This window comes from Vibrio profundum (assembly GCF_050337555.1).
Taxonomy (GTDB): Bacteria; Pseudomonadota; Gammaproteobacteria; order Enterobacterales; family Vibrionaceae; genus Vibrio; species Vibrio profundum.
This window is the reverse complement of record NZ_JAKJTA010000005.1, coordinates 139,750-157,046: the sequence shown is the minus strand read 5'-3', so window position 1 is coordinate 157,046 and position 17,297 is coordinate 139,750. Positions and strand designations below refer to the sequence as shown.

Genomic DNA, 17,297 nt, shown 5'->3' with positions numbered 1-17,297 from the left:
TGCTAGCCTAGAAGGCCGCGCCATAGCATTTCGCCTAGCCAATCAACAACATATAGGCATTACCTGAAAAGTGTATGTCAACCTCATGATTTACGCCAACTTTTTTCTTTATCAATTGCATATTTATAATAAAAATCAAGTAGATACAGAAGCGTCTTTTTTAGTCATTACCTGCATGTTAAACCGACAATCAATGAAATTGCGATATATATAACTATATTAAATACCAATTATGGTCATTTAAACCAAAAGATAAGCAAACGTAAGATTATGTCAATTTTTCTAATCATAAAAACCATGAAGATATTTTAAATAAATAATACATAGATTTTATATGCAAACCTGCTCATTAGTGTCTAAGATTTCCAGTTTTGCCTGCAATAATACAGCGCTTCCAATTAAGTATTATGGCCCATTTCAGTAAACTTCATTTTAGACGAGATATAGCCATCGAGATGTTGTACATTGGCGGTACGCGGAAATTTCAAATAAGTAACTGATTAATTTCATTCACAAGTATATGGGCCTTCCCCAACCAGAGCTCTAGGCCACAGAACGAAAGAAACTGAAACGGAATGTGGGCGGCTCATTTTCTGTTTTCACCTCATAAACGGCACCAAATACCCCGAAACCTTAACAAGTGAAGGAATCCGAGTTGCAACAATCAAATGTCTCACCTCTACCTTTAATACTAAGCGGCCCAATATTGAGAAAAACAACGTCTTCGGAAGTCGTTATTTGGGTTGCCACCAGCAGGTGTCTAAGAGGTGAAGTGCTATTGTGCAATGAGTCCACTGGTGAATACATTCTCCGGCAGAACATCGGTGACTTTGAGCAAATCCAAATCGGATCAAATGCTTGGGTGACACTGCTTCATATCCAGAAGTCCCTTCCAGTCAAGGTTGCGTTGAGCTACGACCTACTAACGCCTGAAGGGTCATTATCTGTCTTGGTGCCATCATTGATGTACGGCGAAAAAACTAAGCCAAACTTCTGGATATCAAACGAAGCTGATTACATCTTGCATGGCTCTTGTCGTAATCCCGACCATCACAGCTCAGATGCGTTAATTGCCGCCGATCAGAAAGTATCACAGCAACGAATTAATTCTCGTCCAGACATTCTCATGATGAGTGGCGACCAAATATACGCCGATCACGTATCGGGCCCACTATTGAATACCATTCATCAAGTAATACAGCTACTCGGGCTTCCCAGTGAAAAGTTCACTGATTCAATAGTCCGCGATAGCGAGCACTTATATCACCACCCTGATTCTTTATATGGACGGGACAAGCTTCTTCCCTATTACCCCAACCCAAATGGCTGGATAAATCGTAAGATTCAAGGAGAGAGCTTAGCGGTATTTACGTCGCATGATTGTGATAACCATTTGATGACTTTTTCAGAATTTTTTTCGATGTATCTTTTAGTATGGTCACCCGAACTTTGGCAACACATCGAGCTCGCCAAGCCTGATCTAACACCTGAACTCACGATTCGCTGGCATAAAGAAAAACAGCGCTTAGATTCTTTTGTTGCCGGTCTATCGAACGTACGGCGTCTGATGGCTCACATTCCTACCTACATGATCTTCGACGACCATGATATCACCGACGATTGGAATTTAACGATTGGTTGGGAGCAAGCGGTCAATAACAGTTCTCTGGCGACAAGAATTATCGGTAATGGGCTGATTAGCTATTGGCTTTGCCAAGGTTGGGGCAACGACCCAAGCCGTTTTGACCTACTTTTCATTGAACAGGCGAAGACCTTTTTTAACGTTAAATCAGCTCAAGTTCAGGATGAGCTTATCCATACAATCGGCAAGTTTGAGCATTGGCACTACAGTATTCCAACCACTCCGAAGGTGCTCGTGCTCGACACGAGGACTCGCCGTTGGCGATCCGAATCAAACCCCAACAAACCATCAGGACTGATGGACTGGGAAGCGCTAACTGAATTCCAGCAAGAGCTATTAAACCAAGAAAAAGTCATTGTAGTTTCAGCCGCTCCCATCTTTGGCGTAAAGTTTATTGAGGCGTTGCAGCGTATAATGACCTGGGCAGGTCAGCCTCTTTTGATTGATGCTGAAAACTGGATGGCCCACCCCGGCAGTGCCAATACTTTACTGAGTATTTTTACTCATACAAAGACTCCGACTAATTTCGTCATTTTATCTGGTGACGTACACTACTCTTTTGCCTACGATATCAAGCTAAGGCACAGCAAAAGCAGCCCGAATATCTTCCAAATCACATGCAGCGGATTCAAGAATCAGTTCCCGGAACCTCTACTTAAGATCTGTGATGCCCTAGACCGATATTTATATTCAGCCAATTCACCGCTTAACTTTTTTACTAAACGTAAACGCTTAGTAATCAACAAACGCGACCCTAATCTCAAGGGATCACGCCGATTAGTTAACCAAAGTGCTATTGGGGAACTTCAACTAGATGAACAAGGGAAACCCAAAAGTATCAATCTATTAACGGCAGATGGAGAACTAATTGAATTTATCGAAAAATAAGTTTTGCAAAAACCTGACTTGCATTCCCCCTACTAAAGCGCCATACAATGTCATATTAGCTTTTGATAGGTGTCAAACATGTTCAACTCTATTTCTTCAATGTTTAAACAACTTATCGAGGGAACGCAGTATCATCAACAAGGAAGTAATCCCAGCTTAGCAATGGCGTCGCTGCTGTGTGAAGTAGCTGAAGCCGATCACACGCACAACACCGCTGAACAAAAAAAGCAGTCAGATCTTCTGTCTCGGTTACTCGGAGTGAGTAACGAAGAAGGGCAAACTCTGATTCAGCAAGCGCAAGAAAAAGTAAAAAACTCAGCTTCTCTATATGACTTCACCTCCCAGCTGCGTGAACTTTCACAAAGTCGACGATTCGATCTCATTAAAGCAATGTGGGAAGTCGCTAACAGTGATGGCAGTATTGACCCATTAGAAGAAGCCGTTATCCGCAAAGTAGCTGAATTGCTGTATGTGGACCACAATGAGTTTATTCGCGCTAAGCTGATGGTCATTGAGGGATAACATGTAAGTAACAAGAGAGATGTCGGGAATTCAACATCTGCTACAGCCCCGATACACATCGTGGAGCTATAGCGACGACTCTTTAGCAACTGGATCTATAGTAGTAAATAACGAAACTTTCTTAAGATTTCGCAACCAATTCAATCTTAGATTTGTCGATATTGAGCTTTGACAGCTTTTTCAGAAATTCGGCTATATTCTTTTTAGCCGACTCTTCAGTTGCGATTTTCAAACGACTAGCCCCATAGAACGCATCACTAAACTGGGCGACATATGGTGCTTTAATCGTTTCCTCGAATACTGCTTTCCCACTACTTTTTTCTACCAATACATATCGAATCTTAGAAGTCACTTTCATATCGAACCCGAACGAAGGCTGCTCAACGTCGACAATCACGACTGATAATTCGTATGCAGGTTGCTTGCCTTCTGACAACAAACTAAATGATTTCAGAGAACTTTTTACAGCGGCGTCAAAATCACTATTCGCTATTTTGGATTTCCATAAAGGATTTGTTCCTTCTCCACCTTTCACTTGGTCTACAGCAATCGCACCCGATAAACTTGGATCAAAGGCCATCGCTGTATTTTTGATTTCCATATGGCTCACTTTCGCCGGAGTTGCACAACCAAAAAGAAATGAGCCCGCAACTAGGACTGCGGACATTTTAAATAGTCTCATTATTAAACCAATACAAAATAAAAAACAGTGTTCATTATAATAACAAGAAATAACGATTCAACATTTATATCAATGGTAGTTGATCAATTGGTCAACGAACGAGCAGGTAACTAGCGAGGTTTACATTAGTTTAAAGTGCGTCCAATGTCTCCAGCATATTAAGTAAAGGAGTAGCGACACTACCCCTATCAATAAAATCGAACCTATAAAAGAAAGACTGGTGACTTGATATACGTATACCACGATTACGAGCATAGAGAGGAAAAGGCTATACACTGCCCACTTTTTCCACATCCACAAACCAACAAACGACGCAAAACATACCGCCCCCATACCTGAAATCATATATAGAGTGCTTTGTTCAACAGGCGTATGAAACCCTAGTAAATAGACAGCGTGCACAATCGCTCTCGTATAAAAAACAGCCAACATCATAGCAATGAAGCTAATCGCCATTCCAACAAGAACGTACAAGTTGAAAAGCCATCCACGTGCTCTTTCTTTATCGACCATTATAAAATATCTACCTAAATATGATTGCCAAGAACGGCGAATCTCAAAAGCCGGAGGCCGATTTAAAGTGGGCTGAACGGTTAACACTTATTAGAGTTCGCGCACCGTTTCACTTACAACATGACCAAAGCCAGCTTAGCCAAGTTATACGCATCGACGTAACCAGAATGCTGACGCCCGTCCCAATCTATGCCTTTATTTTCTTGGGCTTGTCGGTGACCAATCCGCTTTTCCTTCAATCGATTTTGTACTCGATATAAAGTGGCCAAATTAATAAATTCTTTAAAAGGAAACGGAATCTGCTTTTGCTCGCATTCCTGCCTCAAGATGAGATCGTCTCGCCCCCATGCAGCATAAATCTTATTTGCACCACCGAAATTTTTCAGCATAGATTGAATCACAGAAGCTAATGGACGCCCCTGCTTTTCAACTTTACGTGGCGTAATGCCTGTTAGCTCTCGGCAAAAGTTCGATACCTCATCTTTTTCCGGCTTTACATAGTATTGGGCGCGTTTAACGACTTCTCCCTGCACCAAATCAATTTCGGCAAGCCCTATTTCGATGATTTCACCCGTCGTCCCGACGCCGTTTTCGCTCCAACAGCACATTTCCAGATCAAAACAGACTATGCGGTTATGGTTCATTGCTTGCCCTAAAAAAAGTGTGAGAAAAATTGCAAGCCGCCATTTTACACCAGCGTCAATTAAATCTCGACTGATCCGATTTAACTGACGCTATATAAATCACACAGCGCATTTTTTGGGTGTTTTTTCATCAATTATTCCGATAAATCAGAGGTTAGGACATTTTTCAGCAAGATTTGGCCCTTGAATGTGGTAATATTCCTAACCAATTGTTAAGACCAAATAACGATACCTAGATAGTTCGAGCGAATAAACAGTCACTTCTTAGCCCGAGTAAGGTTGACGCAATACTCAGACAAACTCTGAGCAACCTCCAACTGAGTAAAGTGGCATCATACGTTTGGCCTGCAAAGAATTACGGGTATACAACGATGCAACCACATCGTTTTTAAACACAACATCAAAGAGAATTCACAATGACCGTTGATTTAAACACTTTCCCCACTACGTTTGACATGCTGCATGCTGGCTTAGCCGGATTATGCGTCTTACTGCTTTTGGTGGTCGCGTTTCGTAAGTCAAAAGTTATCGAAAAGCCTGTCGAGAAAATCGTCGAAGTTGAGAAACCAATAGAAACAATCGTGGAAGTCGAAAAAGTTGTCGAAGTTGAAAAAGTCGTTGAGAAACTCATCGAAGTTGAATCTAAACTCCAAACCACTGCAACCGACTCTGCCATGCAACTGCTTTCTCTAATGCAGCAAGAAGCCCGTCTCATTGACTTCTTAAACGAAGACCTGAGCGCTTTTTCCGATGAAGAAGTTGGTGCCGCGGCGCGTGTCATCCACACAGGCGGACACAAAGTATTAAGCGAGTATCTAACCCTATCTCCAATTCGCAATGAAGAAGAAGAAAGTGCCATCGTTGTTGCTAAAGGGTTTAACCCTCAGGAAATCCGCCTAACTGGAGCGGTAACCGGAAGCGCACCGTTTAACGGTACACTAATTCACAAAGGCTGGAAAGCTACTGATATCCGCCTACCTAAGATCGCAGAAAACTACGATGCTTCTGTGATTGCCCCAGCGGAGGTCGAGCTATAATGGAACAACAAAATAACGTAATAGATATGCCAAGATACTCGGTGGGAATTGACTTAGGGACCACTCACTGTGTGCTGTCATATATCGATAACACGCAGGAAGAGGCCAAAGTTGAATTGATGACGATCCCACAACTAACGTCTCCGGGCACCGTGGAATCGAAAACTCAACTGGGCTCTTTCTTATACCAGCCCCACGAGCACGAGATGGATGGCGCTTCGCGCGTATTACCATGGACCGAACAGCCATCAGCGCTTGTCGGTGCTATCGCTCGTAACCTAGGTGCCAAAACGCCAATCCGATTGGTCGCTAGTGCCAAGTCTTGGTTATGTCACGCCGGCGTCAACCGCCGTGAAGCATTTCTGCCTTTAGGAAGCCCAGAAGAAGTAGAAAAAGTATCTCCGCTAAGAACAACTGAGCTCTATTTAGAACACTTGCACGATGCATGGAACCATGTTCACCCAGAACACCCATTGACCGAGCAAGAAGTCATTATTACCGTACCAGCTTCATTTGACCCAGCGGCAAGAGACTTAACCGTTGAAGCTGCTAGAAACTTAGGTATTGAACAACTAACGTTGTTGGAAGAGCCTCAAGCTGCGCTATATAGCTGGATCGACAACAGCAATGATTCATGGCGTGATCAAGTTTGTGCCGGTGACATCGTTTTAGTCGTCGATATTGGCGGTGGCACAACCGACTTATCCTTGGTTGAAGTAACTGAAGACGAAGGTAACTTAGAGCTAAACCGTATCGCTGTTGGAGAGCATATCTTGCTCGGCGGTGACAATATGGACTTAGCCCTCGCCTACCGTTTGAAAATGAAATTGGCGCAAGATGGCAAAGACCTTGCCCCTTGGCAAATTCAAGCGATCACGCACGCGTGCCGTGACGCAAAAGAAGCTCTACTTAAAGACTGTGAGTTAGAGTCGTTTCCTATCGTGGTGCCAAGCAGAGGATCAAAACTGCTAGGCGCGACCCTCAAAACCGAGCTTACGCAACAAGAAGTTCAGCAAACTTTAGTTGATGGTTTCTTCCCATCAGTATTGGTGAGCGAACACCCAGTGCAGAAAAATCGCGGCGCACTGACCAAGATGGGTCTGCCTTACGCACAAGATGCAGGGATCACTCGTCATATTGCTGCCTTCCTATCTAAGCAAGCGACAGCAAATAGTGGTGAGCAAGGCGGAGAAGAGTTTGACCCATTTGCCAATATGCCAGGTATGCCAGAAGCTCAAGAAAGTCAGGCCGAGTTTATCAAGCCGACCGCTATCTTGTTCAATGGCGGCGTGCTGAAATCCGATCTCCTTGCGAGCCGCTTGTTTGATACGCTCAATAATTGGCTAAGCAGCGCCGACGCACCGCAAGCAAAACGCTTGACCGGGCTTGACTTAGATTTGGCTGTTGCCCATGGCGCTTCCTATTATGGTTCAGCGCGTCGTGGCCAAGGCATTCGCATTCGCGGCGGTATTGCTTCTAGCTATTACGTGGGTATAGAGAGCTCAATGCCTGCAATCCCGGGAATGGCACCACCTTTGGAAGCCGTCTGTGTCGCACCATTTGGCATGGAAGAAGGCTCTAACGTCAGCGTATCTAACCAAGAATTTGGCTTAGTGATTGGCCAGCCCGTCCACTTCCAATTCTTTGGCTCTACCGTACGCCGAGACGATGAAGCTGGAACACACTTGGATCATTGGCAAGAAGACGAACTCAGTGAGCTGCCAGAAATCCAACTGACGCTACCCGTTTCAGAAGGCCGCCAGCAAAGCGAGATTGTGCCTGTTACGTTGGCATCTCGCGTGACTGAACTCGGAACGCTACAACTTGAAGCCATCGCAGCCGACAATGGCCAAAAATGGCAAGTTGAATTTGATGTGCGTGACGATAGCTCTGCGGAACAAAACTTAGCCGAACACGATTAACACGATTACCACGATTACACGCATTGGGGCTGTTGACTGCTCAAGCATCAACAACCTCAATACGTGCACCAACCATTATCAGCATAAGTATCTAATCCCTACTAGCCCCGCACTGCTCATTCGTTTTTTCATTGATACTTACATCACAGACTATACTCAACAAGCCTTAGATTATTGACATTAATCGCAAAATCGACACACTGTGCATCGGTTATTCTCAGGCGTATCTATATTAAGGGGTTTACATGACATCTCCACGCTACCTAGTTGGTATTGACTTAGGGACAACAAACACGGTTGTCGCGTATTGTGAGATTGAAGACGATCTGCATAATGCCCCAATTAAACTATTCGAAATCGATCAACTTATCGGCCCGGGTGAAGTGGCCAGAAAACCACTGCTCCCTTCTTTTCGTTATCATCCCGCTCAAGGGCAAATCGACTTAGCAGACACCACGCTACCTTGGCAACACGAAGCCGTAGAAGGCGATATCCAACACGCGATTATCGGAGAATGGGCGCGTGAAATGGGCGCGAAAGTTGAAGGTCGCCAAGTCGCTAGTGCCAAAAGTTGGCTCTCTCATCAAGGCGCAGATAGGCGAGCAGAAATACTGCCTTGGGCAGGAGCGGCGGACGTCGACAAGGTATCCCCTGTCACTGCGAGCGCAAGTTACTTAAACCATCTGCGCCAAGCTTGGAATTATCACAACCCTTGTAACCATTTAGAACACCAGCACGTTGTCGTGACTATCCCAGCGTCATTTGATGAATCAGCTCGCAAACTAACGCTAGAAGCGGCAAAACTTGCCGGACTACATGACATCGCCCTACTTGAAGAACCACAAGCCGTATTTTACGACTGGTACGCAAGACACAAAGACACCGCCAGCGAAGAACTTTCAAGCGTACCACTGACTCTGGTTTGTGACGTCGGCGGAGGCACTACCGATTTAAGCCTGATTCAAGCCGAGCACCAACAAGATTCATTAAAACTTAGTCGGATTGGCGTCGGGGATCACCTGATGCTGGGTGGCGATAATATCGATTTGGCACTCGCTCACCTCACTGAGCAAAAGATGAAGTCGGGCAAAAAACTCAATGCCGCGAGCTTATCAAAACTCATCCAGCAAACGAGGCGCGCAAAGGAAGATCTGCTTTCAAGCTCGTCCGGTGAACAAGCGAAAATTACCGTACTCGGCAGCGGATCAAAATTGCTTGGTGGTACCAAAAGCGTATTGATCGACAAGAACGAAGTGCACGATGTCGCACTCGACGGTTTTTTCCCACTTTCTACTTTGGCCGAACTGCCCAATAAAAAACGCAGTGCAGTCATGGAGTTTGGTCTGCCGTATGTCGCTGATCCAGCGGTCAGTAAGCACCTCGCTGAATTTTTATCGCATCACCAAGCGAGCACACAACCATTACCCAATCGCGAGCCGGCAGCAGATGAACAACCCAAGGTTCCGGCAGGTTTACTGCTAAATGGCGGCGTGTTTAACAGCCCACTGATTCGAGAGCGAATCCAACAAGTTCTCTCTGATTGGCGCGGCGCTCCAGTCACGATACTGGATAACCCTCATCCTGATTTGTCCGTTGCCTTAGGCGCTGTCGCCTACGGTAAAGCCCAACGCGGCGCCATGCTGAAAATAGGTGGCGGAGTTCCACGCTCTTACTTCTTGCAACTCCCCGATAAAAAGAAACAAACCCAAGCTGTTTGCCTGCTAGAAAAAGGCACTGAGGAAGGGCAAGAAATTCGACTCAGCGGCCGACGCTTCTCACTCACGCTGGGCGAACCGGTACGTTTTAACTTGCTGACGACGACACATGACGAGCTCGTCGCCGACAAACACAACGCCAAAACAAGCATTCAAAATGGTGCTATGGTCACAGTCAATAGCGAGCAGTTTAACGCCCTCCCCCCTTATATCGCGACATTGGATGGTGAAAGTAAAGAATCTCTACATGCTAACCAAAAAGAGCGTGTCGAGGTCATCCTTGCCAGCAAAATGACCGAAGTGGGTGCACTAAAACTGGAATGTGTTAGTGCTGATGACGACAGTAAACGATGGCAGCTAGAGTTTGAAGTCCGCCAGCAACAAGAAAGCGATGACGAACAACTGGCCGCGCATCCACGACTAACGGAATGCAAACAGATCATCAGCCACCTCTATAGTGGCAATAAAAAATCCAACGACAGCGCGGAGATAAAAACCCTCGCCAGAGATTTGGAAAAACGCCTCGGTAAGCGCGAAGATTGGGACTTCTATACCCTTAGACAACTATTCGATACTCTAGCGCAAGGCAAAAAACGTCGTAAGCGCTCTGGACAGCATGAAAAAAACTGGCTGAGACTGGCTGGATATTCCCTTCGACCAGGTTTTGGCGATCCCACTGACGATTGGCGAATCACCAACATATGGCCATTATATCAACAAGGCATTCAAACGACGGATCATCAAGGCTGGACAGATTGGTGGGTCTTTTGGCGACGTGTCTCAGGCGGCCTGTCACAAGAGCAGCAAGAAACTATACTGGCTGACATCGCGAAATACCTGCATCCGGGGGCAATGAAAAATGCTAAATCCGCGAAAGAGGTACAAGACAAAGGCTATGAATCCATCGTCCGTTTGGCGGCGTCATTAGAGCAGCTCCATGTCGAAGATAAGGTACTACTGTCTTCTTGGTTTTTGTCTAAAGCGATGAACCACAAACAATTTAGCCAAGCTCATTGGTGGGCTTTGGGCCGCTTGGCCGCTCGAATCCCGCTGTACGCAAGCCAGCATAACGTGATTACCAAAGAACAAGTTCACCAATGGCTTCCTAAGCTACTCAGCGAAAATTGGCTAGATGAACCCATTATCGCGTTTGCCGCCGTCATGATGTGCCGCAAAACCGGAGACCGGAGCATCGATGTTTCAGACCAATATCGGGATGAGGTCCTAGTCAAGCTCAAACAAAGTAAAGTGCCTGACACTTGGGTTGAATTAGTCGCAAGCGTCAGCGAGCTTTCTAGCAGCGAATCAAAACGAGCATTTGGCGATGCCCTGCCAACTGGGTTACATTTGTTGTCTTAAAAGGCACCTATTTCTAGTTAAAAGCATTTAAGGTGATGATATGGAAAAGTTTGATCATATTTACCAAAGAGCAGCAGAAAGAAAAGGCGGTGAAGAAGAGTTGGAGGCTAGGCTAGATAAGCCAGCTTCCAAAGATGAACTACTCGCGATTTCTGATGACCGCTGGCTAGCCGCGTTTTCACAAAAAGTCTTTCAAAGTGGCATTTCTTGGAAAGTGGTGAGGAACAAGTGGCCCAATTTTGAAGAGATGTTTTTTCAGTTCCGCATCGAGCCTTTACTCATGCTCTCAGATGAAGAATGGGAGAAGAGAGCCAGCGATGCACGCATCATTCGCCATAACGCAAAGGTGATGAGCATTGCGGGAAATGCCGATATGATTTATCAAACCCGCATTGAACATGGATCTTTTGCCCAGTTCATTGCCGATTGGCCACAAGATAACATCACCGGCTTGTGGCAATATCTGAAAAAACACGGCAGCCGGCTTGGGGGGAATACAGGCCCATATTCACTGCGCCAACTTGGTGTCGACACTTTTATGTTCACTCAGGACGTAGAGAGTTACCTACGTAACACTGGAATTGTCGACAGCGGGAAAACGACAAAGCGAGCTATGGCGGCCGCCGACAAGGCATTCACCACGTGGCAACAAGAATCATCACGTAGCCTCACGGAAATAAGCCAAATTATCGCATTCAGTGTCGGTGATAATCGATTCTAGTCTTGGGTTTCTAGATGATAGCCCTCCAACACTTCTACAACTTCAAAGAAGGGGTATATACTCATATTATCACTCGTTGATAAGGTAATGAGATGCCCCCTCGTCATATCCCCGAACTGTGTGCCATAAATTTGGTTCCAACTCTGAGACCTTGTAAACCAAAGCTTAACGGCAAGAGCAGAATTTGACGAAAAGCATACTGAAAACACTTGCATGGGGGGTGGTTAGGGCTGTGATTACGCTTTCCGTCACACCGATATTTTTCGTGATCGCATTGCTCACAGATAGCGCAGGTAAATTAAACTCAGGCCTAATCCAAATAGAAGTTGTCATCGTTTCATCTGTAATATTAATGACTCTAGCGTTAACGTTGTTAAAGCGTCATCCAGACGTGCGATACATCAGCTATATCATAATATTCTCGACTTATGCCGCCATTATGTTGTTAGCATTTAGGAGTATACGTATACCGCTACCGTTTATGCTGTCCCCTAATCTACACATATATCCCCTATTCCTTCTTACTATTTGTTGTTTGGCGGCGCTTTATTATGTGTTTCCCATTCAAAAAGCTGCTTTCATCTTGATGCTACTCCCTATCGCTAGCGGAGCATGGTTTTTAGCCAATGTGATCTATTTGCCTTTAAGCGTGACATATTCCGTGTTTCTTACCGATACGTCATTTCTTAGTGAGCAAGAAATAGCGTTTTTGATCAGTCTACTACCACAGATCTATTTAGATTGTTTGCTTAGTGGGGCGCTCGCACTAGGTACCTTACTGCTTTACTGCCTCGTTAGATACGGGCACAATCCGAAAGCTACATACATAAGCCTAAAGCAACGCTGGTAAGCCACTCCAGTAGATACTGAGTAATTTCACCGGCGAATTGGATGGCGACTATAGCCCGCGGACATCCAGTTCGTTGTGAATCAAACTAATACACTGAGATGCAAACAACATTCTCGGACCTAGACTAATTTTTTCAGTGCCTAAGCGCTTCAAGCTATTAAATGATTTTTTGGGCATTGGAATATGATCGGTCAATAAAAAACAAGTATTCGCAGGAAAATCCACTTCTCGTGCGCTGCTGCCCTTTTTATCGAGCATATACAGTTGGTAGTCTTCTGCTAACCTCTGCACCAAACGTTCAAAACTGATCGTTTCAACTGACAGACCAGATTCAATATCACGATACTGCTCTTTCGCCATCCCAACAGATTTGTCTAACGCCAACGCAATTTTATTAATCAGTGCTTGTTCATGGAACCCACCAATGTTGGTCAGCTCATTTGATTGAAAGCGAATCGTACGGGAAAAGTCTTTAGTGCTCTCCAATACCAGATACACATCGACATCATTGCGATGAGATTGAGCAGTAAACACAGCATTCATCAACACGTGCGCTAATATCTCTGAGTGCGCATCTTCGCCAACACCCGACAAAAACATCTCTTTATCCGTTGACGCAGCTCTCGCTCGTACTACAAATGCTCGCATAACTTTCCTTTCTATCAATCAGGTTCAACCACTAACCGGCGCATACTACACTGCCCATGATAGAAAATGAATGACAAATACTGCTTAAACCCTTCTTGGTGTTAGGTAAGGGTAATAATTACCCTGTTAAGGAGACATGACTCTGCGTAGTCATATTCTCCAGTCGTTTAAATTCGGTAGCGACTCTGTTGAAAGAAGGACCACTGTCTCTAAAATGTGTGCCCATTTGTCAGTCTATCGTTGTGGAAACTGCTTTATAAAAGTCAGATGAGGAAAGCTAGTGATATACCCGCTACAGACCAACTTTATTCCTTGACGGCCTAACTATATCTATAGGTAGTGATAGGTGCTCCGTAGTCAACTCACAAAATGTGAGAGAAAGATATAATTTTGCGATACAACTATATGTTGTCTAAAGTAATCAATAAGCCACCATGCGCATATTGTTGGTTGTTTTTTCTAGAGGACTCATTATGTCTCAAACCATAAAATTGTTTGATGTGCGTTTTATTGCATTTTTGTTCGTATTATTGTCTAAGCCAGTGATGTCAGTTGAGCTCACATTTGGAGTTTACACTTCCGATAAACCGACAACGATGCACGACAAGTTCTCTCCTATTCTCACTTATATTGAACATAAGTTTGCCGAACGCAATAAAGAAGTATCTCTTCGGCTCAAAATCTACGCTTCATATTCAGAAGCTCTTATTGGCTTAGTAAACGGTAAAGTTGACATCGCCCGACTTGGTCCAGCTAGTTATATCTTGGTTAAACGACAAGAGCCAGGGATTAAAATACTCGCAATGGAACATAAACAGCAACAGCGCCGCTTCTCTGGAGTTTTCATTACAGCAACAGAAGCTCCATTCGATTCGTTAGCTGAAGTTAAAGGGAAAACATTGGCATTTGGAGACAAAAACTCAACTATTGGTCGCTATTTAGCTCAAGCAGAGCTCATTGAAAGCGGTATTCACGCGTGTGATTTGAAGACATTTCGATACCTTAACCGCCACGACAAGGTAGCTTTGGCAGTTGCTAATGGCCAGTATGATGTCGGAGTGGTGAAGGAGAACACATTTGATCGATACGCCAAGTCTCGTGGGTTAAAGGAAATTGGTCGTTTTTCCAATGTAACCAAACCTTGGGTTGTTCGCGATGGCTTTAACCCTCAACTAGAGGACGAGCTTCGTTCTATCCTACTGAAGTTAGATGATCCAGAAGTACTAAAAGGTTTAAAGCAAAGTGGCTTTTTCACCTCTGAAGATAAAGATTACGACTTTGTGCGACAAGGCATGCGTTTATCGGCCGCGTTCACGCATCAAGCGGAGAATTGCCAATGAAACTGTCAGGAAAGATCATTACTGGGGTTTTTATTCTGCTATTTGTGTCGTTGTCGTATATTGGTTGGCTTTTGATAAATCAAGAACGCCAAACACTTAAAGTCATACTAACCGAGCAAGGTACGGCTATTTCGCATACTATCGCGGCGGCAAGCGTAGATCTGCTTCTAGTGGAGGATTACCCAAAGCTTGACACCTTACTCTCTGTTACAGGGAAGCACAGTAATAACATTTCAGCTATCGATATTATTATAAATGATAAAACGGTGTCGTCTTATCAGGAAAATAGCGTCATCACAGCATCACGCGTTATGTTTCAAACTGATATTCGATATCGTTCAGAGTACAACCATACGGTAACGCATTTAGGGGTGGTACGACTTTATCTCACTAACAAAAGTGAACAAGTGATAAGTCAACGGGTTGAAGAACTCGTGAAGGCGATGGGATTGATCTTTTTGTTTTTGGTCATCTCGCTCATCTTTCTATTACAGAAGACGATCTTAAAAAAGATCAAGTTGTTGAATATTCAAGCTAACCAACTAGCAAGCGGTGATTTAGATTCTAGATCACACTTCGGAGGCGCCGATGAATTGACTGCTCTCTCTTCGACCATGAATATGATGGCAAGTAAAATCCAATGTTTTCAAAAGGAAGTTCATTGTCAGAATGAAGAACTGCGAGAGTTAGATCGCCTCAAAAGTAACTTTCTTGCCACTACATCACATGAATTAAGAACCCCGCTTAATGGCATCACTGGATTAACATCTTCTATCCTGAAAGGAAACTATGGAGTAACACCTGCGGCGTTAGTCAAACCACTGACAATGGTTAACGAGAGTGGTGAGCGACTCTTGGAAATGGTGAAACAGTTGCTGCAGTATAGTAAGGTCTCAAATACTCATATGGCCGACCTCGGAGTCGCTGCTACAAAATTCAATATCGTAGAATTGTTTAACAAGGCTCTAGATAACCTTCAATACAGTGCCTCCGTGAAGCAACTCCATTTTGAAAAACAATACTTACCTCAGCTGTATATAACAACAGATCGGAATTTGTTGTTTCACATTATCCAAAACTTGCTTGGTAATGCGGTTAAATATACCGAAAAAGGTCGTATTTTACTTCATGCAAAGAAAGTTGATGAGTCAGGCCGGCAGGGATTCTTGATTGTAGTAGAGGATACGGGAATGGGGATTCCAATTCCGCTTCAGGACCAGGTTTTTGATCATTTTTATCAAATTGAAGGCGCCGAAGCACGAACTTCTGAAGGGATTGGCATTGGTCTCAGCATTGTTGCAGAAAGCATTAGACTGCTTGGAGGAAAAGTTCACCTTAGGAGTGAGCTCGGGCGAGGTAGTCAATTTAGTGTCATTATCCCAACAAAGTCCAACGTAACTGAGCTAGTAGAACCGCCAGACGATTTTTTGATACCTGACAGAGCTCCCTCTGAATTATTACCTTGCACTGAGCATACCCCACTTAAGGTTTCGGTGCCCGAGAACATTGAACGCGTTGCACGGCCTCAAGCTTTATCCAATGCATCAAAACAATTAATGATCGTTGATGATGATGATATTAATATCGAAGTATTGAAGGGAGCATTGAACCACCGATACACCCTTATAGCAGCGGTAAGTGGTCCGGAATGTTTGGATAAATTAACCAACTCCAAACCAGATTTGATTCTTCTAGACCTGATGATGCCCGATATGTCTGGCTTCGAGGTTCTAAAACGTATGAGCGAAAAAGCGCATGCCCGCCATATTCCGGTCATCTGCGTTACCGCAATGGGTCAGCCAGAATCGATTAAACAAGCCCTTGCGCTTGGTGCATCCGATTATATGACTAAGCCTATCAATGAAAAAGTTCTGATTGCACGTATTGAAACACAATTATATAGAGCCGAGCAGTCGCTTTTACTTAGGTCTTCAGTGAAAACAAAACACCGAGAGTTTCTATCTACAATCAGCCATGAACTGCTTACTCCGATGAATGGCATCATTGGTATGGGTGAGTTACTACTTGATACTCACCTTACAGAAATGCAGCACGAATATCTTGAAGACTTGAAGACTTCAGCCACTGCTTTACTAACTTCTTTGACCGATACTATTGTGTTTTCAGAATTAGAAAGTAATAACCTTCAATTACAGCCTTCTGAGTTTGACCCTATAACTGTGTTGTCGGAGGTTGAATGCCACTTCACCCAGATGGCTCAAGACAAAGGGCTAACTTTTATAGTGACTCCGTGTGACAGTCTTGAATATTCTCTCCTAGGGGATGCAGCTCAGCTTAGACAACTTCTTTTTCACTTGGTACACAATGGACTTAAGTTCACACAACAAGGGACTGTGACAGTTAGTGCGCGAGTTTCACTGATAACATCGAGTCAAGCTAGCCTCGAGTTTGAAGTGACCGATACAGGAATTGGGATTCCAAGTGAAAGTCTGGAGGCGATATGCAGGCCCTTCCACCAATTAGATAATAGCAAGAGCCGTTGCTTCAATGGTTTGGGGTTAGGATTAGCTATCAGCAAAAAATTAGCGACTTACATGGGAGGTGAAATGGTGTTTGAAAGCAAACTAGGAGAAGGATCTAGTGTGCGCGTCAAATTTAATCTTCCCGTGGTTAATACGGTTGTGTCGATAACACCTCAGAATTTGTCGGCATCTTATAGGTCGAGATAAGTGACCTTGAATTCCTTGGCGTTTAAAGAGGAAGCGAAGAAAATAACGCTAATGATGATAAGGCCCCCCACCCGTTCTGATAAACCTAAAAGCTAGAGCAACTAATGCAGTCTTGATATTGAGT

12 protein-coding genes are annotated in these 17,297 nt (G+C 44.3%); 9 read left to right on the top strand and 3 right to left on the bottom strand.

Going from position 1 to position 17,297, the window contains the following annotated elements:
* Positions 1-655: 655 nt before the first annotated feature.
* Together L4C34_RS05085 and L4C34_RS05080 are read left to right on the top strand one after the other, a co-directional pair.
* The gene (locus L4C34_RS05085) at positions 656-2,530 is read left to right on the top strand and encodes a metallophosphoesterase family protein (protein WP_428788267.1); all 1,875 of its coding nucleotides are present in this window, start codon (positions 656-658) and stop codon (positions 2,528-2,530) included.
* 78 nt (positions 2,531-2,608) lie between these two features.
* Positions 2,609-3,052, top strand: a complete 444-nt coding sequence (locus tag L4C34_RS05080) for a tellurite resistance TerB family protein (RefSeq protein WP_428788266.1) — start codon at positions 2,609-2,611, stop codon at positions 3,050-3,052.
* A gap of 121 nt (positions 3,053-3,173) precedes the next feature.
* Here the strand turns inward: L4C34_RS05080 and L4C34_RS05075 are convergent, their stop codons facing one another.
* Positions 3,174-3,719: a hypothetical protein gene (locus L4C34_RS05075; RefSeq protein WP_428788265.1), complete on the bottom strand. Its 546-nt coding sequence runs from the start codon at positions 3,717-3,719 to the stop codon at positions 3,174-3,176.
* A 641-nt stretch (positions 3,720-4,360) separates the two neighbouring features.
* Positions 4,361-4,891 carry a 3'-5' exonuclease gene (locus L4C34_RS05070; protein WP_428788264.1) on the bottom strand — a complete coding sequence of 177 codons (531 nt, stop codon included), beginning with the start codon at positions 4,889-4,891 and terminating at the stop codon, positions 4,361-4,363.
* A 416-nt stretch (positions 4,892-5,307) separates the two neighbouring features.
* Between L4C34_RS05070 and L4C34_RS05065 the strand changes: the two genes are divergently transcribed.
* The 5 genes from L4C34_RS05065 (at position 5,308) to L4C34_RS05045 (ending at position 12,495) form a co-directional block, all read left to right on the top strand.
* Positions 5,308-5,928, top strand: a complete 621-nt coding sequence (locus L4C34_RS05065) for a DUF2760 domain-containing protein (protein WP_428788263.1) — start codon at positions 5,308-5,310, stop codon at positions 5,926-5,928.
* Positions 5,928-7,850: an Hsp70 family protein gene (locus tag L4C34_RS05060; protein ID WP_428788262.1), complete on the top strand. Its 1,923-nt coding sequence runs from the start codon at positions 5,928-5,930 to the stop codon at positions 7,848-7,850. Before L4C34_RS05065 ends, L4C34_RS05060 begins: the two co-directional genes overlap by 1 nt.
* A 245-nt stretch (positions 7,851-8,095) precedes the next feature.
* Positions 8,096-10,924, top strand: coding sequence for an Hsp70 family protein (locus tag L4C34_RS05055; RefSeq protein ID WP_428788261.1), 2,829 nt, complete (start codon positions 8,096-8,098; stop codon positions 10,922-10,924).
* A 40-nt stretch (positions 10,925-10,964) separates the two neighbouring features.
* Positions 10,965-11,645 (top strand): DNA-3-methyladenine glycosylase I, encoded by a 681-nt coding sequence (locus L4C34_RS05050; protein ID WP_428788260.1) that lies wholly within the window; start codon positions 10,965-10,967, stop codon positions 11,643-11,645.
* A gap of 184 nt (positions 11,646-11,829) precedes the next feature.
* Positions 11,830-12,495, top strand: a complete 666-nt coding sequence (locus tag L4C34_RS05045) for a hypothetical protein (protein ID WP_428788259.1) — start codon at positions 11,830-11,832, stop codon at positions 12,493-12,495.
* 48 nt (positions 12,496-12,543) lie between these two features.
* On the opposite strand, the gene trmY is transcribed toward L4C34_RS05045, so the two are convergent.
* Entirely contained in the window at positions 12,544-13,143 is a 600-nt protein-coding gene (gene trmY / locus L4C34_RS05040; RefSeq protein WP_428788258.1) for a tRNA (pseudouridine(54)-N(1))-methyltransferase TrmY, read from the bottom strand.
* 473 nt (positions 13,144-13,616) lie between these two features.
* On the opposite strand from trmY, the gene L4C34_RS05035 reads away from it, so the two are divergent.
* Together L4C34_RS05035 and L4C34_RS05030 are read left to right on the top strand one after the other, a co-directional pair.
* Positions 13,617-14,483, top strand: a complete 867-nt coding sequence (locus L4C34_RS05035; RefSeq protein WP_428788257.1) for a PhnD/SsuA/transferrin family substrate-binding protein — start codon at positions 13,617-13,619, stop codon at positions 14,481-14,483.
* Between the two features lie 71 nt (positions 14,484-14,554).
* A complete protein-coding gene (locus L4C34_RS05030; protein ID WP_428788256.1) occupies positions 14,555-17,173 on the top strand; it encodes an ATP-binding protein in 2,619 nt (872 codons plus the stop codon).
* Positions 17,174-17,297 lie beyond the last annotated feature (124 nt).